General features: G+C 46.4%; 15 protein-coding genes and 1 tRNA gene. 10 read left to right on the top strand and 6 right to left on the bottom strand.

All coding sequences use genetic code 11. The features are described 5' to 3' along the window. Positions 1 to 88 precede the first annotated feature (88 nt). Positions 89 to 1303, bottom strand: a complete 1215-nt coding sequence (locus BN93_RS08625; protein WP_019187943.1) for a C1 family peptidase — start codon at positions 1301 to 1303, stop codon at positions 89 to 91. A gap of 269 nt (positions 1304 to 1572) precedes the next feature. Beyond that, positions 1573 to 2976: an aminopeptidase P family protein gene (locus BN93_RS08620; protein ID WP_019187942.1), complete on the bottom strand. Its 1404-nt coding sequence runs from the start codon at positions 2974 to 2976 to the stop codon at positions 1573 to 1575. 87 nt (positions 2977 to 3063) lie between these two features. Between BN93_RS08620 and BN93_RS08615 the strand changes: the two genes are divergently transcribed. From BN93_RS08615 to glgP, 4 genes are all read left to right on the top strand, one after another. Then, positions 3064 to 3927 carry a patatin-like phospholipase family protein gene (locus BN93_RS08615; protein WP_019187941.1) on the top strand — a complete coding sequence of 288 codons (864 nt, stop codon included), beginning with the start codon at positions 3064 to 3066 and terminating at the stop codon, positions 3925 to 3927. 99 nt (positions 3928 to 4026) lie between these two features. Continuing rightward, positions 4027 to 4668, top strand: coding sequence for an HAD family hydrolase (locus BN93_RS08610; protein ID WP_019187940.1), 642 nt, complete (start codon positions 4027 to 4029; stop codon positions 4666 to 4668). Between the two features lie 228 nt (positions 4669 to 4896). Then, entirely contained in the window at positions 4897 to 6564 is a 1668-nt protein-coding gene (locus tag BN93_RS08605; protein ID WP_044260228.1) for a glycogen/starch synthase, read from the top strand. 39 nt (positions 6565 to 6603) lie between these two features. Then, positions 6604 to 9165: an alpha-glucan family phosphorylase gene (glgP, locus tag BN93_RS08600; RefSeq protein WP_019187938.1), complete on the top strand. Its 2562-nt coding sequence runs from the start codon at positions 6604 to 6606 to the stop codon at positions 9163 to 9165. 537 nt (positions 9166 to 9702) lie between these two features. Here the strand turns inward: glgP and BN93_RS08595 are convergent. Both BN93_RS08595 and BN93_RS08590 read right to left on the bottom strand, forming a co-directional pair. After that, a tRNA-Cys gene (locus tag BN93_RS08595) sits at positions 9703 to 9776 on the bottom strand. A 56-nt stretch (positions 9777 to 9832) separates the two neighbouring features. Further along, positions 9833 to 10024 (bottom strand): FeoB-associated Cys-rich membrane protein, encoded by a 192-nt coding sequence (locus BN93_RS08590; RefSeq protein ID WP_019187937.1) that lies wholly within the window; start codon positions 10022 to 10024, stop codon positions 9833 to 9835. Between the two features lie 343 nt (positions 10025 to 10367). On the opposite strand from BN93_RS08590, the gene yihA reads away from it, so the two are divergent. From yihA to BN93_RS08560, 6 genes are all read left to right on the top strand, one after another. Beyond that, a complete protein-coding gene (yihA, locus tag BN93_RS08585) occupies positions 10368 to 10973 on the top strand; it encodes a ribosome biogenesis GTP-binding protein YihA/YsxC (RefSeq protein ID WP_019187936.1) in 606 nt (201 codons plus the stop codon). A 5-nt stretch (positions 10974 to 10978) separates the two neighbouring features. Next, positions 10979 to 12754, top strand: coding sequence for an ABC-F family ATP-binding cassette domain-containing protein (locus tag BN93_RS08580; RefSeq protein WP_019187935.1), 1776 nt, complete (start codon positions 10979 to 10981; stop codon positions 12752 to 12754). A 46-nt stretch (positions 12755 to 12800) separates the two neighbouring features. Continuing rightward, the gene (locus BN93_RS08575) at positions 12801 to 13307 is read left to right on the top strand and encodes a PH domain-containing protein (protein ID WP_044260291.1); all 507 of its coding nucleotides are present in this window, start codon (positions 12801 to 12803) and stop codon (positions 13305 to 13307) included. Positions 13308 to 13479: 172 nt separating this feature from the next. Continuing rightward, entirely contained in the window at positions 13480 to 15144 is a 1665-nt protein-coding gene (locus BN93_RS08570) for an AMP-binding protein (RefSeq protein WP_019187933.1), read from the top strand. A gap of 81 nt (positions 15145 to 15225) precedes the next feature. Continuing rightward, positions 15226 to 16890 (top strand): AMP-binding protein, encoded by a 1665-nt coding sequence (locus BN93_RS08565; RefSeq protein ID WP_019187932.1) that lies wholly within the window; start codon positions 15226 to 15228, stop codon positions 16888 to 16890. Positions 16891 to 17058: 168 nt separating this feature from the next. After that, the gene (locus tag BN93_RS08560; protein ID WP_019187931.1) at positions 17059 to 17601 is read left to right on the top strand and encodes a hypothetical protein; all 543 of its coding nucleotides are present in this window, start codon (positions 17059 to 17061) and stop codon (positions 17599 to 17601) included. 238 nt (positions 17602 to 17839) lie between these two features. On the opposite strand, the gene BN93_RS08555 is transcribed toward BN93_RS08560, so the two are convergent. Continuing rightward, positions 17840 to 19009, bottom strand: coding sequence for a porin (locus BN93_RS08555; protein ID WP_019187930.1), 1170 nt, complete (start codon positions 19007 to 19009; stop codon positions 17840 to 17842). Positions 19010 to 19032: 23 nt separating this feature from the next. Beyond that, the gene (locus tag BN93_RS08550; RefSeq protein WP_019187929.1) at positions 19033 to 20325 is read right to left on the bottom strand and encodes a histidine-type phosphatase; all 1293 of its coding nucleotides are present in this window, start codon (positions 20323 to 20325) and stop codon (positions 19033 to 19035) included. Positions 20326 to 20739: the final 414 nt, after the last annotated feature.

Genomic DNA, 20739 nt, shown 5'->3' with positions numbered 1-20739 from the left:
ATCGTCTAGGGCGGGCAAGAAGAAAATGTTTCAAGCCCAACCTAGACGATTGTTTACTAGGAAAGGTAAATGTACCTTTATTCTCGAATTACTTCGACAAGCCAATCTTCTGCAACAAGTCGGCAGGAACGGCGTTCTTATTTACCATGAAGTCCATCGTTTTGAGGGCAACGTAAGCCTTGGTCATGTACCAAATGCCCTTATAGTCGCCATACTTACCCCACGAGTTCTTCACCATATAGTATTCTTTTCCGTTCTGGTCCTTAGCAATGCCAAAGATGTGCATGCCATGGTCGTCGGTTGTTTCCCAGTTGTCGTAAGCCTCTTGGCGAAGTGCTTGTGTGGGAACAAGTTCGGGAACGTTTACGCCCAGCGAGTCGTAGCGGTGTTTCTTCTCGTCTTGCGAAAGCTTAAACCAGCGGTCGGCATCTGTTCCAGCCATCGAACGCACCTTCTTGGCATCGATAGCAATACCCAAACCTTTGCGAGTGAAACCATCTTCGGTAACGTCGCCGCCCCAACCAATGGTGTAGCCGTTCATGATGGCATTGTCGATAATGCGGGTAAGGTCTTCGATAGGTACGTTATAGCTTTGTGCCCAACGCCAGTTGTCTTGCACCTCTACGGCAAATTTGGAGTACCAGGGATGGTGGGTGTAGCTGGTGAAGGTGATATAATCGTCCCAATCAAGGCCTAGACTCTCTGCGAACGATTGCGGCGTGTAGCTCTTTCCTTCGTAAGTGAAGTTTTCAGGGCATTTGCCTAGGTACGCATCGAGAATGCCTTGCAAGCCCTTTTTCCATGCAGGAGAAAGTTTCTTGGCCTTGCTTGTAGCAACGGCAGACACATAAGGCGACATCACACTAAAAAACTCGCCGAAGTTGGCCAACGAGTCGCCTGTCATTGTGCCAGGCAAAGCCATTGCTTCTTCGGGAACGATACCGTGTTGCCTGATAACGTGGATGGGGTCGTCAAAGCTACCGCCTTGTGCGAACGACACGTCGCCGTGCATTCTAACAGCCTTAACAGCACGATCCATGTAGTTTTTGCTCGCGATAAACATTTCGCTGAGGTTGTAGGTCTTGTCCGACTTGCGTAGGATTTCGCTCTCGATGAAACTCATCGTGGCGTAGTCCCAGCACGTTCCACTGCGGTTTTGGTCTTTGATACTGGTAATTTTGTTCTCCTTTACCACCGTAAACACGGGTTTGCTCCTAGTAGGGGTGGTTTTTGTCTTAGGAGTCTTAGCGTTCAAACCTGTAGCAGTGAGCGCAACAAGTACAGCGAAGAATACTTTTTTCATTGTTCTGCTTGTTTTTAAATATTTAAATTGTTAATTGAAACCATGTTCTTAACCGCTTTCGCGGTAGGTTTGTTTGTTATGTTGTGGGCATTGTAAATGCGGCCATGTTTGTTCGGGGCTGCCACTATTTGCTGTTTGCATGCTTGAAGTTGTGTTGCATAAGCGAAGACATTGGCCTGCCCTTATAAAGAGATGCCGCACACAAGGGCGCACCCCCGTGTGGGCATCCTTTTAGGTGTGTGCCGGCGTTGCTGGCATTGGCGTAGTTCTTACACGCGGTGTTTGGCCATATACTCTTCCACGTCTTTGGGGTGGTAGGGTATGATTTGCTTGCCAAGCATGCGGCAACCATTGTCGGTTATCAGCACATCGTCTTCCAATCTGATGCCGCCGAAGTCTTTGTAAGTTTCGATGAGGTCGAAGTTAAGGAAGTCTTTGCAGTGTCCTTTGGCTCGCCAATCGTCGATAAGGTCGGGAATGAAGTATATTCCTGGTTCATCTGTAACCACAAATCCCTTTTCCAAGCGGCGTGCCATGCGCAGGGCCGAGGTGCCGAATTGGGTAGAAGGCTGTATTTCGTCGTCGTAGCCAACATATTTTTGGTCTAAGGCCTCCATGTCGTGCACGTCCATGCCCATCATGTGTCCAAGTCCGTGGGGCAGGAACATGGCATGTGCGCCAGCTGCCAACGCCTCGTCGGTGTCGCCCTTCATTAGTCCCAGCTCTTTCAGGCGTTCGGTCATCATGCGGCAAACACCCATGTGCACATCGTAATACTTTACGCCGGGTTTAGAAAGCTCGAGCGCATGGTCGTGGCAAGCCTCAACGATGGTGTATATCTCCAATTGGCGTTGTGTGAACTTGCCGCTAACGGGCATTGTACGCGTGTTGTCCGAACAGTAGTTGTTAATCGTTTCGGCACCGCAATCGCACAAGGCCAGCCTGCCTTCTTCTAGTACGGCCATCGAAGGATTGCCGTGCATAATTTCTCCGTGTTGCGAAAAGATTGTCGGGAAACTTACCATTGCACCGTACGAGCCGGCAATTCCGCTGACTTGTCCTGCCACATACTTCTCTGTTACGCCGGGCTTTATCAGTTTCATGGCTGTGGTGTGCATCAGGTAACCAATCTCAGAGGCCCTTTCTAGTTCTTCAATCTCTTGGTCTTCTTTTACCGAACGCATTTTCACCACGGCATTGATAAGTTGCATAGAGGCAGCATCCTTTTGTTGGTTGGGGTGAATGCCTAGGAGATCGAATATCTGCAACTTGATGTCGTGCCGATAGGGAGGCAAGAAATGTATCTTCCGTTTTTGCTTAATGGCATCGTGGCAAACGGTTTTGAGGTGTTTCATAGGGGCCGAATGTTCTACGCCCACCTGCGCGGCCAAGTCTTTTACACTGTCAACCGACCCATACCACACGATGTCGTCAATGTCGATGTCGTCGCCAATGAGTGTGTCGACGTTGTTGTCAATGTCGATTACTCCAACAAGTCCATCGCGTTGTACGCCGAAATAGTAGAGGAACGACGAGTCTTGACGGAATGGATAGTATCCATTGTTGGGAAAATTGCATGGTGATTCGTTGTTGCCAAAAATGACAATCACACCACTTTGTACCAACTTTTTAAGTTCGGTACGCCTACGGATGTAAGTTTCCTTGCTGAACATGATAATTAGTTTTAAAACATTTGTACGCAAAGATATGAAAAAATGAGCATGTTTTATTAACTTTGCCCCTAAAATTTAAAGTGTTTTATGCAAATAGGGGCAAATACGGGCTTAGTTCTTGAAGGCGGAGGCATGCGCGGGGTGTTTACCAGCGGTGTTTTAGACGCTTTTATGAAACATGGCTTGCGATTTAATTATGTTGTTGCAGTGTCCGCCGGAGCCTGCAACGGCATGTCGTATATGAGCTGGCAACCAAGAAGGGCAAGACTTTCGAATATCGACTTTCTGGCCCGTTACGATTATTTGGGATTACGCCACTTGGTTACGCAAGGTTGTATATTCGACCAAGACTTGCTGTACGACAAGTTTCCCAATGAGCTATTGCCTTTCGATTACGATGCTTATTTCAGCAATCGAACAACATTCGAAATGGTTACTACCAACTGCTTGACTGGTGGTGCCATGTACCTGACGGAGAAAAACGACAAGCAACGCGCGCTTGATGTGGTTAGGGCATCGAGCAGTTTACCCTTTGTTTGTAAAATTGTAGAGGTAGACGGCATTCCCATGCTTGACGGCGGTATCGTAGACAGCATACCCGTGCAACGAGCTATCGACACAGGACACGACTTTAATGTGGTGGTGATGACACGCAACTATGGGTTTAGGGCTACGGGAAAAGACCATAAGATACCTAATTTTATATATAAGAAGTATCCGCGACTGAGGGTTGCACTAAGCAGAAGACTTGAAGTGTACAACGCACAGCTGCAATTGGCCGAAGATTTGGAGCGCGAAGGGCGAATAGTTTGTATTCGTCCGCAACGCCCTATGGATGTGGGCAGAATTGAAAAAGACACGAACAAGCTGGAAATGCTTTACGAAGAGGGGTTTGAAGAGGGCGAAAAATTTATCGCAAACCTAAATGCCGGCATGTATGTTCGCAAGTAAAGAAAGGGTAGGGCAGGCTTTATGGCTTTGTTTGCAATGACATCGCACCAGGCCACGTGTAGGATGATATGATGGATTTTCCTTTAAAACATAGAGAATATGAGTTACAAAAAAGCAGCTCTTTTTGATTTGGATGGTGTTGTTTTCGACACAGAACCACAGTATACAGCGTTTTGGAGCACCGTGTTCGCACGCCATTATCCCAACGAACCCCAATTGGCCACCAGCATTAAAGGACAAACGTTGACATGGATTTACGAGCGTTACTTTGCTGACAAACCCGATTTGCAGAATAAAATAACGGCAGAACTTAACACATTCGAGCGCAATATGCAGTTTGAGTATGTACTTGGTTTTGAGGATTTCATTGCCCAATTGCATCAGCTTAAAGTTAATACGGCCGTTGTTACCAGCAGCAACAAAGAAAAAATGCAGCAGGTTTATGACCAACATCCCAACTTTAAGGCACTTTTCGACCACGTTTTCACGGCCGAAGACTTTGCCAAAAGCAAGCCCGACCCCTATTGCTATCTGCTTGGAGCAAGCTATTTCGGGGTGAGGCCCACCGAGTGTGTGGCTTTCGAAGATAGTACTAGTGGCTTTAAATCTGTTAAGTCGGCTGGTATGCCGCTTGTGGGACTGGCCACTTCAAACTCCGTTGAGGTGATAAATCAATATACTAAGGTGATTATCCCCAACTATTTGCATGCCAGTTTCGCCGACTTGTGCAATCAGTTGTAAGGAGTGTGGCTTGTATCGGCAGGTTCTAGCACCTTGTTTATATGCGCATTTTGAATATAAAGGAGGCCGAATACATCCCAGTTGTGGGCTTTTTAACACAAGCACTAATGTGCATTTGCCCACCCAATCTAAATCAAGTATATACCACCTTTTAGCAAATTAATGAACTATAACTTGGGCGTTGTCTAAAAATTATGCTATCTTTGCAACAATATTTTATATATATAAATGAATAGAAAAAAGCTATTCCCCGACTATATTCTAGAATCAAGTTGGGAAGTATGTAACAAGGTTGGCGGGATTTACACGGTTCTTTCTACACGGGCACGGACTTTACAGGCGGTAATGCCCGACAGGATAATCTTCGTAGGCCCGCTCTTGAATGGAGAGAACACGGGTTTTCAGGAAGTGAATAGCCTTTATGCCGATTGGGTAAAGCAAGCTCGGACGGATGGTTTGAACGTTAAGGTGGGCCGTTGGGATGTTCCTGGCTCGCCTGTTGCTGTGTTGGTAGACTTTCAACCCTTCTTTTCAGAGAAAGATAAAATATATACGGAGCTGTGGGAAGACTTCCAAGTGGACAGTTTGCACGGCTATGGAGATTACGACGAGGCGTCGATGTTCTCGTATGCAGCGGCCAAAGTGGTAGAGAGTTTCTGCCATTGCCAGGTAGGAAAGAACGAAAAAGTGGTGTATCATGGTAACGAATGGATGGCCGGATTGGGCCTGTTGTACGTAAGAAAGCACCTTCCAGCGGTTGCAACCATATTTACAACCCATGCAACAAGCATCGGACGAAGTATTGCCGGCAACAACAAGCCCCTCTACGAATATCTGTTTGCCTACAACGGAGACCAAATGGCCGACGAATTAAACATGCAAAGCAAGCATTCGATAGAGAAACAAACGGCATGGAACGTTGACTGTTTCACCACCGTTAGCGACATCACGGCCAACGAATGCCGCGAACTACTGGACAAAGAGGTTGATGTGGTGCTGCCAAATGGATTTGAAGACGACTTTGTTCCGAAGTCTAATGCCTTCACAAGCAAGCGAAAACATGCACGTGCTGAATTGTTACGCGTGGCTAATTGTCTTACGGGCGACACCTTCGACGACGATACACTCATCGTTTCTACTAGTGGACGATACGAATTTAGAAATAAAGGCATCGACGTTTTTATTGATGCCATGAACCGTTTGCGTTTCGACGAACGGCTGAACAAGAAGGTTGTGGCCTTTATAGATGTGCCCGCTTGGGTGGGAAACGCACGCCAAGACCTCGCCGAACGCCTGAAAGCAAAGGCCAATACCACTTTCGACACACCCCTACAATGTCCCATGCTCACCCATTGGCTGCATAACATGGACCAAGACAAGGCCTTGTCGATGATGCGTTCGTTGGATTTTGCGAACAACAAGCAGGATAAGGTAAAGATAATTTTCGTTCCTTGCTACCTCAACGGCAACGATGGTATCTTCAATATGCCTTATTACGACCTCATCCTTGGTAACGATCTCTGCGTTTACCCCTCGTATTATGAGCCTTGGGGTTACACGCCTCTCGAAGCTGTGGCTTTCTCCATACCTTGCATTACTACCGATTTGGCTGGGTTTGGCATCTGGGCACAACATGTTTTGGCCGACGAAAAGGCAGAAAACAGCCTTGAAAACGGCGTGAAGGTTGTGCATCGCACCGATTATAACTACCACGAAGTGGCCGATGAGATAAGGGATGCGGTTGCAAACTATGCCTTGTTGACCAAGACACAGGTGGCGAAAGCAAGGGAAAAGGCAAGAAACCTTTCGAAGAAAGCCCTTTGGAGAAAGTTCATCGCCTATTACGAAGACGCTTACGACATTGCGTTGAGAAAAGCGGAAGAACGAACAAAATAATAAGAAGAAACAACATTATTCAATAATTGAACTGAAATTATGAAGATTAAAGCCGATTATTCAAATGATCCGGTATGGAAAGAGCTTTCCATTAAGTCGCGACTGCCGGAAGAACTGAAATGTCTGGACGAGCTTGCGCACAACATGTGGTGGGCTTGGAACTATGAGGCACGCAACATGTGGAAGAGCCTCGACGAAACGCTTTACGAGAAAGTGGGACACAACCCCGTGATGTTGCTCGAACGATTGAGCTACGACCGTAAGGAAGAAATCGTGAAGGACAAGGCCCTGATGAAGAAAGTGAAGGACGTGTACGCCATGTTCCGCAAGTATATGGATGTAAAACCCGATAGCAAACGCCCCTCGGTGGCCTATTTCAGCATGGAATACGGCATCAACCAAGTGGTGAAAATCTATTCGGGCGGCTTGGGTATGCTCGCCGGCGACTACCTTAAAGAGGCATCAGACAGCAATGTCGACATGTGTGCCGTTGGTTTCTTGTACAGATATGGCTACTTCAAGCAGTCGTTGAGCATGGACGGACAGCAGATTGCCAACTACGACGCACAGAACTTTAACTCACTTCCGCTGGTTAGACAGCTAGACGAGAACGGCAATCCCGTGGTTGTAGACGTTCCTTATAGGAACTACATGGTTCACGCTTACGTGTGGCGCATGAACGTTGGGCGCATTAGCCTATACCTGCTAGACACGGATAACGAGCTGAACTCTGAATACGACCGCCCCATTACGCATGCCCTATATGGCGGCGACAACGAAAACCGCCTTAAACAAGAAATTCTTTTGGGTATGGGTGGTATCTTAACGTTGAAGAAACTGGGTATCAAAAAGCAGATTTATCACTGCAACGAGGGTCATGCCGCACTGTGTAACCTGCAACGGTTGTGCGATTACGTTGATGGAGGTATGTCTTTCAACGAGGCGATGGAGCTGGTTCGCGCCTCTTCACTCTACACCGTTCACACGCCCGTACCTGCTGGACACGACTATTTCGATGAGAATTTGTTCGGCAAGTACATGGGTGGCTATCCCTCACGCCTGGGCATTTCGTGGGACGAGTTTATCGGTATGGGCCGCGAAAACCCCAATAACCACGATGAAAGATTCTGTATGTCGGTGTTCGCTTGCAACACTTGCCAAGAGGTTAACGGCGTTAGTCGCCTGCACGGATGGGTTAGCCAAAAGATGTTTGCCCCCATTTGGAAAGGCTATTACCCCGAAGAAAACCACGTGGGCTATGTAACCAATGGCGTTCACCTGCCCACTTGGACCGCTACCGAATGGCGTAAGCTTTACGATAAGTACTTCGATCCGTCGTTCATGTCCGACCAAAGCAACGAAAAGATTTGGCATGGCATCTATAATGTAGACGACGAGGAAATTTGGAACACGCGCATGGCGTTGAAAAACAAGCTTGTTCGCTTTATCCGCGAGATGTTTACCGAGACTTGGCTCAAAAACCAAGGCGACCCTTCACGTGTTGTTTCGCTGCTCGAACGCATCAATCCCAACGCATTGATGATTGGTTTCTGCCGTCGTTTCGCCACTTACAAACGTGCTCACTTGCTCTTTACCGACATTGAACGCTTGTCTAAGATTGTTAACGACCCCGAACATCCCGTACTCTTCTTCTTCTCTGGTAAGGCCCACCCCGCCGATGGCGCAGGTCAAGGCCTTATTAAGCGTATTTTCGAGATAAGCCAGCGACCAGAGTTCTTGGGCAAAATTATTTTCTTGGAAGACTACGACATGCAGTTGGCTCGTCGCTTGGTATCTGGTGTAGACATTTGGATGAACACGCCCACACGTCCTTTGGAGGCATCGGGAACTTCGGGCGAGAAGGCCGAACTAAACGGTGTAGTAAACCTCTCCGTACTAGACGGATGGTGGGTTGAAGGCTATCGCGAAGGCGCAGGATGGGCTTTGGACGAGAAACGCACCTATCAAAACCAAGAGTATCAAGATAAACTCGACGCAGCTACCATCTACGGATTGCTCGAAAACGAGATTATCCCGATGTACTATAAGAAGAACAAGAAGGGGTATAGCGAGAAGTGGATTCAAGTTATCAAGAATTCGATTGCCACTATCGCACCTCACTACACGATGAAACGTCAACTCGACGACTACTTCGACAAGTTCTATAACCGTCAGGCAAAGCGTTCTGCCGAGTTGTTGGCCAACAACAACGAATTGGCCAAGAAGATTTCGCTGTGGAAAGAGGCCGTTGCCGAGCGCTGGGATGGCATCCACGTGGTTTCGAAGGAAACTTCGTTCTTGGAGAACGGAGGCGAAACGGGTATGAAGTACAAGATACGCTATGTTATCGACGAGCAAGGTTTGGATGATGCCGTAGGGCTGGAACTTGTTTCGCTGAATAACGAACAAAACGATTCTGAACGCGAAGTGTACAGCACGCATCAATTTAAGATGATTAAGCGCGAGGGCAATCTCTTCACCTTCGAGGCCGAGATTGAGCCTTCTAACGCAGGTACGTACAGAAGTTGTGTGAGGATGTACCCCAAGAACGACCTTCTGCCGCATCGCCAAGACTTCGCTTACGTGAAGTGGTTAGACTAAGCTTGATACTTAAAGTGCCCCTAGTGGCTCTTTAAACGATACCAAAGACAGGTTTTGTACGTTACTTAAAAGGCGTGCAAGACCTGTTTTTGTTGCGATGATTCTGACCCATAGGCCAAAATACTAAAAGCCAAGACAAATTGATGTGTAACCCAAATCGGTTATTATATAAATCGTTTTCATTTTGCTGAAGAAAACGCTGAACACGCGCAAAGAGTTAGCTCGCCGGTCGTATTTCAAATAATAAATGAAGAACTTCCTAGAACTTTGCTTTTGAAAATACGTAATAACCGATTCCGGTTTAAGGTTTCCTTTGGAAATTTATTTTGACTTGTGTTTTAAACCAAATCGGACATTTTGGCCTGTGCTGATTTTGTTTGATTGTTGAGCCAATATCACTAATCTTACAACCTGCTATAAATGGCTCAACAAAGCATTACTTCGTTAATAATCTTCCGCTGAGCCTTAATAATGCCAATCGGGTAAATTAAAATCAAAATAAAACGGGAAAGTTCAATGAAGAACTTTCCCACTTTGTGGAGGTACCTGGCAGAGTCGAACTGCCCTACACGGTTTTGCAGACCGTTACCTAACCGATCGGCCAAGGTACCCTTTTGTTAAATGCGATGCAAAGGTATAGATAATTATTCGGAACACCAAATGTTTTCTACATTTTGTGGTCGCAAGTAGGTTTTTTCTTGTCTGGCAGGTCGTTTTCAGGCTGCTGTTCACCCATAGAACAGCCCTTGCAACCCCCGCAAGGGCTGTTTGTGTTGCTAATTGTTTCGTATATTTTATAGGCCGCATAGCCAATGGCGGTGGCTATAATGGCGGCGATGATGATATATTGTACGGTCATATCTGCATGATTTATTTCTTCAAAGTTAGGCATTTATTCTTAATCCCCAATGTATATCATATTGTTTTTATCTATCGTTAGTTACAGACGCGTCTATACCCTAGTGCCATACGGTAGCTGTTTGATACCCGTTCGCATCATGTTTTCTTACCTTAAAAAGCAAGAAAACCAATTGTTTTCACTAACTTTGCAATGGAATATGGCAGTTGTTAAGGCGGGCGTCGTGTGCTGATACAATGCCATTTATAGATGTTTGGGATACGTCCTTTTGCTGTTTGCAGGGGGTAACGCGCCCACGAACTTTTATCACCCTATATATATAAGGTACAAAATTACGGAACTTATGGACATCAAGAAGTCGGCTTTCACCCTTTCAGCCCCCTCGATAGGGCTTTGTCCCACAGACAACAAGATAGAATATGCCTTTATCGGCCGCTCAAACGTGGGCAAGTCGAGCCTCATAAACATGCTTTGCAACCACAAGGGCTTGGCCAAAACATCGGCCACACCTGGCAAAACGCTACTTATAAACCATTTTATCATCAACGATTCGTGGTATTTGGTGGACCTTCCTGGCTATGGATTTGCCAAGAGGTCTAAAACCGTGCAGCAGAAACTGCAACAAATGATTTCTAGCTACATCCTTCAACGCGAACAGTTGGTAAACCTCTTTGTGTTAATCGACATCAGGCACGAGCAGCAAAAGATAGATCGCGAGTTCATTGATTGGCTTGGTGAAAGTGGCGTTCCCTTTACAATTGTGTTTACTAAGGCCGACAAGCTGGGCCTGGTAAAGGCCAAACAGAATGCCGAGAAGTGGATGAAACAGTTGGAAGACTCGTGGGAAGAACTGCCACCTTACTTCATAACCAGCTCGGAAAAGCGCATCGGACGCGAAGAACTGCTTAACTACATCGACGAAATAAACAAGAATATAGAGGCCCAATAAAGCTTATGGCAAACCCCAAACCTGTGCTAGACGTGCAGAACCTCACCAAGAGATTTGGTGCGAAGGTGCTGTTTGAAAACATTTCGTTCTCAATTGCCGAGGGACAACGCGTAGGACTAATTGCCCAAAATGGGACAGGGAAGTCTACTTTGTTGTCGATACTGATGGGCGAAGAGGGTAAAGACGGCGGCGAGGTTATCTATCGCAATGGCTTACGCGTGGCATGCTTGGTGCAATCGCCCACGTTCGACCCTAAAGAAACCGTGCTTGATGCCTGTTTCAACCATCATGGCGACGAAGAAAAAGTGCTTAAAGCCAAGCAGGTACTTACGCAACTGAAAATTGCCGACTTGAACCAGCCCATGGGAGAGCTTAGTGGCGGACAGCAAAAGCGCGTGGCTTTGGCAAACACGCTTATTACCGAACCCGACTTCCTGATACTAGACGAACCCACCAACCACCTTGATTTGGAGATGATTGAGTGGTTGGAAGGGTTTCTTTCGCGAGGAAACAAAACCTTGCTCATGGTTACACACGACCGATATTTTCTGGACCGCGTGTGCAACTTGATTGTAGAACTGGACAATAACACCATCTACACCTATCAGGGAAACTATGCCTATTACTTGGAAAAGCGGCAAGCACGACTAGACAACGCGCGTGCCGAGGTGCAACATGCCAACAACTTGTATCGGCGCGAACTGGACTGGATGCGCCGACAGCCACAGGCGCGCGGGCATAAGGCAAAGTATCGCGAAGATGCGTTTTACGAATTGGAGGCCAAGGCCAAGCAACGCATTGAAGAAAGGCAAGTGCGCCTTAAAAGCAGCAATGTTTATATTGGCTCTAAAATATTCGAATGCCAGTATGTTTCCAAAGCGTGGTCGCCCGAAAAAGTTATCCTTCACGACTTTTACTACAACTTCGCGCGTTTCGAGAAGATGGGTATCGTGGGCAATAACGGTACGGGAAAGTCTACGTTCATTAAGATGTTGCTTGGCGAGGTGCAACCCGATGGCGGACGTTTCGACATCGGCGAAACCGTTCGTTTTGGCTATTTCTCGCAAGAAGGATTGAAGTTTGACGAACAAAAAAAGGTGATAGACGTTGTTACCGACATTGCCGAATATATTGATTTGGGCAGTGGCCGACATCTTTCGGCATCTCAATTCTTGCAGCATTTTATGTTTTCGCCCGAAGAACAGTATAACTATGTATATAAGTTGAGTGGTGGCGAGAAACGAAAATTGTACCTTTGCACGGTGCTGATGCGCAATCCCAACTTCCTTGTACTAGACGAACCTACCAACGACTTGGACATTAAGACGCTGCAAGTGCTTGAAGAATATCTGCAAGACTTCCCAGGCTGCGTTATCATTGTGAGCCACGACCGCTATTTCATGGATAAGGTGGTAGACCATCTCTTGGTGTTTAAGGGTGGGGGAGAGGTACAAGACTTCCCTGGCAACTATACCCAGTATCGCCAGTGGAGCCAATTGTCATCCCAAGCAGAAAGTAAGGTAGTGCCTGTTGAGAAGAAAGAGAAACCTGCCTATCGCAACGAAACCAAGCGCAAACTAACTTATAAGGAGAAAACGGAGTTTGAGCAGTTGGAAAAAGACATTGCTGCGCTTGAAACCGAACAAGCCGAAATAGAGGCGCAACTTTCTAGTGGCACATTATCGGTGGCCGAAATAACGGAGAAAAGCAAACGCTTGCCCATGCTGAAAGATGAATTGGACGAGAAGAGCATGCGCTGGTTAGAGCTGAGTGAGATTTAAACCGGTTGTCCAACACATCCCAAATAAAACAAAACGCATCATAAAAATGAATACATCCACATTTCGTTCGCCCTACTCAAAGTTCATACTTGTAACCACCATTATAGGTATGGTGCTTATGCACGGTGCCTTTATGGCTTGCATGGGCGGAATGGTTCGTAGCGATTTCGGTTCGGCCCGTTTCTTTACCTATCTACTTATCTTCGCCGCTTGTGTCTTTGTGGTGCTCTATGCCTTTTGTATACAGATACGCAAAGTAACGTTAAACGATTCCACACTTGTTATTCATCGCCAAATAGGTAAGGTGCGAATACCGCTAAACACCATCACCAAGGTAGAAACCAAAGACGAAATAGGGCTGGACTTGCGCCTTTGGGGTATCTCGTTCTTCTTTGGCCATTATGGCTTGTTTTATAATCGCAACTTGGGTAGGTATCGGGCATACGTAAAAAACGGCGACCAAATGGTGGTGGTGCATACGCCTAACCGCATACATGTGTTCAGTTGTGAAAGGCGCGACGAACTTATTGAATTGTTAAGCGAAAGGATATAGGCTTGGCATAACACTAAAATGATGCTTGCACTGTCGTTCGTATAAGAGTGTAACACACAGAAACAACGAGTTGCGGCAGAGGATTTTACTATATTAAACCACAAATTGCACAGAAGTTTTGGGAATGTGCAAACAACGTTGTATCTTTGCACAAGATTAAGAAATATGTGCAATGAAACAAATACCTAGCTTTAATGCTTATATCGAGAAGAGCATCAAGGACCATTGGAACCTTAATGCCCTTACCGACTATAAAGGGAAAACGCTACAATACCACGATGTGGCACGTAAAATAGAGAAGTTACACATACTGTTCGAAAGTGGCGGCATCGTGAAAGGTGACAAGATTGCACTTTGCGGACGAAATAGTGCGCACTGGGCAGTGGCTTATTTGGCCATTATCACTTACGGTGCGGTTGTTGTTCCTGTGCAAAGCGAGTTTACGCCCGAACAGATTTATAACATTGTTAACCACTCGGAGTCGAAGTTGCTCTTTGTGGGCGATGTTGTTGCACCAAATCTAACGATGGAGCCGATGCCAGTTGTCGAGGCCATTGTTTACCTTCCCGATTTCTCGTTGCGCGAGTGCAAGTCGGAAAAGCTGTCGTTTGCGCGCGAACACCTTAACGAGTTATTCGGTAAAAAATATCCCAAGTTCTTCCGTAAGGAGCATGTGGCTTACCATTGTGACCAAGCCGGAGAGCTGGCCATCATCAATTACACCAGTGGAACAACGGGTTTTTCCAAGGGTGTAATGCTGCCATATAGGGCGTTGTGGGGTAATCTCGACTTTGTGATGCACGAGTTGGCACCGCACGTACCAGCAGGAAGTAATATATTGAGCATATTGCCTATGGCTCATATGTACGGGCAGATGTTCGAGTTTTTATTGGCTATCTGCGTTGGAGCGCACAACCACTTCCTTACACGCCAACCTTCGCCCTCGCTCATTGTTGAAGCTATGGCCGAAGTAAAGCCCGCTATCGTTTCGGCAGTGCCGCTTATGGTAGACAAAATTATACGCAAGAAGATATTTCCACAGGTACAAAACAACCGCATTAAGTTGCTCACCAGCATGCCTGTGATAGGTAAAAAGGTGAAAAGCAGCCTTTGCCAAATGGTTCGCGATCTCTTCGGAGGAAACGTTTACGAAGTGATTGTGGGCGGAGCAAGTCTTAATAAGGAGATAGAAGACTTTCTTTCAGATATTGGTTTCCCCATCACGGTGGTGTATGGCACCACCGAAACCGCACCCGTATTAACCTTTACCGACCAAAGTCTGTTTGCTGCAGGTTCGTGTGGCATGCCTGTTCGACACGTTGAGGTAAAGATTGCGAGCAACGACCCGCTAAATGTTCCAGGCGAAATCGTGGCGCGCGGCATCAATGTGATGCAGGGTTACTATAAAAACGAGGAGGCAACGAGGCAAGTATTAGATAAAGACGGATGGTATCACACGGGCGACTTGGCTACGATGAGCCCCGATGGACACATCTATATACGCGGGCGGATTAAGAATATGCTGCTGGCATCGAATGGACAGAACGTATTTCCGGAGGAAATTGAGGATAAACTCAACTCGATGACCTTGGTTAACGAGAGTCTTGTGGTACAAAAGGGCGATAAACTAGTGGGGTTGGTGTACCCCGAAATGGAAGAAGTTGCATCGCTCGACCTCTCGCCCGAAGAGTTGGAGGCCATCATGGAACAGAACCGACACGAGTTGAACACCATCTTGCCCACTTACTGCAAGCTGTCGGCCATTAAGTTGCACGACACAGAGTTTGAGAAAACCCCCAAGCGTAGCATAAAACGCTACCTTTACCAAAACGTGTGATATAATAAAGAACGATAAACAGAGAATAGCGGTTAAAGGTTAGCACCAAAACCAAGTATAACGTTTAAAAGCAAACAAGATATGGAAAAGATACCTAGCTTTAATGCCTGTGTTCAGAAGAGCATCATAGACCATTGGGACCTTGATGCGCTGACCGACTTCAAAGGGCAAACGCTACAATACCATGATGTGGCGCGCAAAATAGAGAAATTGCACATTCTCTTCGAAAACAGCGGGGTAGTAAAGGGCGACAAGATTGCCCTTGCAGGGCGCAATAGCACTAACTGGGCAGTGGCCTTTTTGGCAACGCTCACCTATGGAGCGGTGGCCGTACCCGTGCTACACGAGTTTACCGCCGACCAAATGCACAACATCGTGAACCATTCGGAGGCCAAGTTGCTCTTTGTGGGCGATGTGGTGGCCACTACGATAGACGCTACCAAGATGCCCGCACTTGAGGGTATCATCTACATTCCCGACTATTCGTTGGTGCTTTCGCGTACCGATAAGCTTACTTACGCACGCGAACATCTTAATGAAATGTTCGGAAAGAAGTACCCAAAATACTTCCGTAAAGAGCATGTGAACTATTATATAGAGGAGAACCCCGACGAACTGGCGCTTATCAACTACACAAGCGGCACCACAGGTTTTTCGAAAGGTGTGATGATTCCCTACCGCGCACTGTGGAGTAACTTAGACTTCGCCATGGGCGTGCTAGGTCCGCATGTGTCGCCGGGTGCCCACATTATCAGCATTCTGCCTATGGCCCACATGTATGGCATGGCATTCGAGTTTATTTTCGAGTTCTGTTGTGGATGCCACATCTATTATCTTAATCGCATGCCTAGTCCTGCCATCATCGCTCAAGCGTTCGCCGAGATTAAGCCCAAGGTGATTATTGCCGTGCCATTGGTTATCGAAAAGATTATTAGGAAACGTGTTTTCCCAAAGATACAGAACAACAAGATGCGCTTGTTGCTTAATATGCCTGTGATAAACAAGAAGATAAACCAAAAGATTAAAGAACAAGTAGCGGCGGCTTTTGGTGGTGAATTCTATGAGATTATCATTGGCGGAGCGGCGTTCAACCGCGAAGTTGAGACTTTCCTCACACGCATCGACTTGCCCTTTACTGTTGGTTATGGCGCAACAGAATGTGCACCCATCATCACTTATGCAGATTATAAGGACTTTGTCCCCACGTCGTGCGGCAAAGCTGTGGTTCACATGGAGGTGAAAATAGATAGTCACGACCCACAAAACGTACCTGGCGAAATTTTGGCGCGTGGCTTGAACGTGATGTTGGGTTACTATAAGAATGAGGAGGCAACACGCGAAACGCTTGATAAGGATGGTTGGTACCACACGGGCGACCTCGGATTGATGGATGCCGAATGCAATGTGTTTATCAAAGGTCGTTCTAAGAATATGCTCCTTGGGTCGAATGGACAAAACATTTATCCGGAGGAGATAGAAGACAAGCTCAATTCGATGACGATGGTTACTGAAAGTGTGGTGGTACAAGACGGCGACAAGCTTGTTGGCCTAGTGTTCCCCGACTTTGATGAGGCTAAGAACCTGGGATTGAACAACGACGACCTTGTGAACCTGATGGAACAGAACCGTCAACAACTAAACGCTATATTGCCTGCGTATAGTAAGTTGTCAAGTATTGAAATCCATGCAGAAGAATTTGAGAAAACGCCTAAGAAGAGTATCAAACGCTTTAAGTATCAAAGATAAGGCGAAAGAACGCTGTACTTACAACGAACGCCCGATTGTTAATAGCAATCGGGCGTTCGTTGTAAGTGGGTGATGTTTTGGTAATTTAAGCATCCAAGGAGTACTACGCAGGAGGAAATACGAAATGGCCATGAGAATTGTACCAATCTCTCCAAGCTTGAACCTTATATGAAGACACCCCGCAGTGTCGATAGCGAATTTTTCAAGGCTGTTGCCGGAAAGGCACCTTGGTTTGGCAAAGACAAGTGGAGAAGAAAGTATTGTGAGGGGCCAATTGTGTATCGTGGAGTTGTAGCGGCACAATCAGAACTGTACAAACCTGGCCACAAAGGAGAGGAGGCTTACCATGCGATTACCATCGTTGCCGTAGACAAAGCGCATCAATGCAACGAAGCGTGGATGCAACGCGTGATTAAACAGTTGCAAGATATGCAAGCGGGAAAAGTTGCTATCCCATCTGATTGTGCTGAACTTGTGGATGTGATGAACGAGGTGGACAACGATGGGGACTGGCGAAGTGGAATGCTTGGTATGAGCATTGCCGAAGGAGCGGAGGCTCATTATCGCAAAGATGTACTTTACCGTAAGGATCTGCCAAACGGTTTCTTGCCTACCAATGGCATTATTCCGCAGGTTTGTACAAACGCTCCCGTTAAGAAATCTCATTCGCCTTTGACGGCCAATATCCCTGTTCAATTCTATATGGATTAATTCTGTAAGTAGAGCGGATAATAATAAGAGAGGTACACAAGCTGTGTAACCTCTCTTATTATTTTGTCGTTTTCTATGCGCGATGTATTGTTTGTCGATGGAATTTAAACCTTTGTATTTGTATAGGCCTGCTGATGAAAAAACGATACGCCAGCTGCCATTATGCGGTAGCTGGCGTAATCTAGCTTAGTTGTACGAGAACCGTACTTTGTATGTTTCTGATCTTAAAACTATGTAATTAGAACATATACTGAACACGCATCTGTACTACATTCACAACCTTAGCAGTGGGTTGATTCCATGTGTGCGAATGTATGTAGTGATAGTTCAGGCGCAAGGTGACATATTTGTTCCAGAAGAAAGAAAGACCAGCACTAAGGTCGGACATGCGACCAGCCTTGGCCATGCCAGCTATTGGAGCATCGGCCAATGCTTTTGCATCCTTCAAGTTCAGATACCCAAAGCCTAACATCAATTCAAGGTTCTTGTCGGCAGGATTGTCAACTCCAGAGCACGCATAGTTATACTTGTAGTCTGCCGGGTTGATGATGATGCCACGTGCTGAAACGTAGAAACCATCTGTATTGTAGCTTTTGTTTTCGTCGCGGTTGATATGCGACCAATAGTATTGGCTGCTAAGTTGGTAGTTGTGCCAAATGCCTTGAAACTCGGCTGTGAACTTGTTTTCCCAGCGTGCATCAGTAATGTCAATAGCCGTGGCAGTACGCTTGTCTACTGCTGTTAGGTACTTCTTGTCGTATTTTATGTGGGCATGTTCGCCTTCCTTTACGGCCTCTGCCTTAACGTGCATGCCACTGAAACCAACATGGAAACCGCCTGCATCGGTCATGATGGGGCGATAGACAAACCTTCCAGAAACCGTGTAGCCCTGCGGACCAGACTTATCTGTGCTGGTTGTTAGGGCCGAGTTGTCGGCAAATGCACCATATTGTAGCCACAGGTTGTGGTTGGCAATGGTGTGCATCACACCAATGCGACGTCCCGGCTGGTAGATGTTGCCTTCAGGCTCGTCCATATACTCTTTCTTGGCCGAGCTATAAGCCGACGAAAGTCCGAATGGTGCGGTGTAGTGACCGGCACGCAAGAAGTTGTTCTCGTTGAAACTGTATTGTAAGTACACATCTTTCAAGGACACTTTATTGTTGGAGTATGAAACATCTCCACGGAAATACCACTTGCCGTAGGTGGCTTTTAAGCCAACGCGCATGTCCCTAATGCCAACACCCTCGTTCATCTTGCCGTCTTCGCTCTTTGCTTGGGCGTTTTGGGTGTAAGTTGCTGCATCAAAGAGGGCGCGCCCCGTAACCTTAATTTCTAGCTTTTCTTGTGCACTTGCGGCCCCCATGTAAAGGCTGGCAGCAAATGCAAGCAATAGTTTCTTGTTCATGTTTCTTAAATCTAAGGAGCCTTTTAAAGCTCGTCCTCAATCTTGTCGTAGGCACGAATGGCCTTCATAAATCTTCCCTCTACATCTTTAAGCAGATACAGTCCGTCTGCATTTTTCTGCAATCCTTTCAATGAAAGCGAGAAAATCTGTGGGGGATTGTCGAGACTAAGCATCGCAATGTGCCGTAACTGTTCGGTCGACTGGTAGGTAAGGTTGATGTCGCAATACATTTTTCCGTCTTTTCCTTCAAACTTTTCGACAACAAGCTTGCAGCCAATGGGCGTTTTCTTCTCAATCGAATTGGGTAGGTCGTATGGTTCAACTTCCAAAGCGGCAGTTACTGATGCAATGTTAGAGTCGTGACCACAGAGGAAAGCCAGCTTGCGGTCTTTATCCATTAGTTCGTCGCGCATGTAGACGAGAAGTGGATGGGCCACATTGACAGCGACTACGGGTGCTGTGAAGAGCACGTCGCCGTAAACGTCTTTAATCTTAGAAATCTTTGTCCAATCGTCGAGGGTAATGTCGTGTCCGAAGGCAGCTTTCTTGGCATCTGGTTCTTCATAGAATTGCAGGATAAGCGCATCCGAGCAGGTAGTGGCATCTTTCAAAGAACCTTTCATGCGTGGTTCATCACCTTTGTCGAGAATAAGCTGAGTGTTGTAGTTGTCGAAAGCGCACAAATTCTTTTCCTTGCATGCAGGCGAATCCTTCAAGTCGAGAACCTTGGCTGTAATTTCGTAGCTTTCCTTCAAACCTTCATTAATACCTAAGATACCTTTCTTTCCACCCATGGCGGCAATCTCTTTCATGGCTTGTGCCCTGAACGACTTGCTCGACTTGGTAAGTTGTGGGAAGAAGATGGGGTCCATCTTGCTTGGTACGAAACGATGGTTTACAGGAACGTCGGCCACAGGGAAGAGTGCCGTTGTAAAATAATTGGCTGTTGCAATACAACGCTGCATACTGTTGGCGTAAACGATTACCTCGTTGCGGGATGGTGTGGCGTTCTCTTTGAAAAGACCAGCATCTACTGACCATTTGCGGAAATAGAGGCCGAACTGATTTTCCAATGCGCCCCCACGAGTTGTTAGTTCGCTGGCTCCTGCTGTCCATTTGAACCAAGGATGCGTAGTAACTTGTTCCAACAAACTTCCCTTTGTAGAAAGTGGTGCACGTATGTTGTGCCTACTAAGGATAACAGCCTCTTTAAGAGTGTACTTATCTCTGAATGCTTGCGAACGCTGCTTTTGAGCAAAGATACTTGTTGGCACAAATGCAAAAAGCAGGCCAACTAAAAGAATGTTTCTGTTCATAATTAATACAATTTAGCTATCCGTATGATTGTTAATTTAATGCTCTTATTCCCTGGTTCATTATAGGCTCACCAATACAAGGTTGTGTCTTAACAAAAATGTTCGGCGAATGATTCTTGAAAGAGATTTTACTATTAGCGGCGTGGGGCTGGTCTCCATATTGGAGACGCCCTGACTTTTAATGTTTCTATAAATTGAGAGGAGTTCATTGTCTTTGTGCAGTTAAGCCAAGATAAACGCCCCGCTCATGTATTACTGGGCAAAGATACGATAAAATCTGAAATTCTGCCTCATTTGTTTGTGACAAAACGTGGTTGGGACTCAAAATGTGACCTTGCAGAAGTCATTCCATACATTTCTCTACAAGTTGGAAAACTGGTAGTCAATGGCAAATAACTTCTGCTTTTCCTCGAT

The sequence above is a fragment of the Prevotella conceptionensis 9403948 genome, assembly GCF_000312305.1.
In the GTDB taxonomy this organism is placed as follows: Bacteria; Bacteroidota; Bacteroidia; order Bacteroidales; family Bacteroidaceae; genus Prevotella; species Prevotella conceptionensis.
The sequence above is the reverse complement of the archived record's forward strand: the minus strand, read 5'-3'. Positions and strand labels throughout refer to the sequence as shown.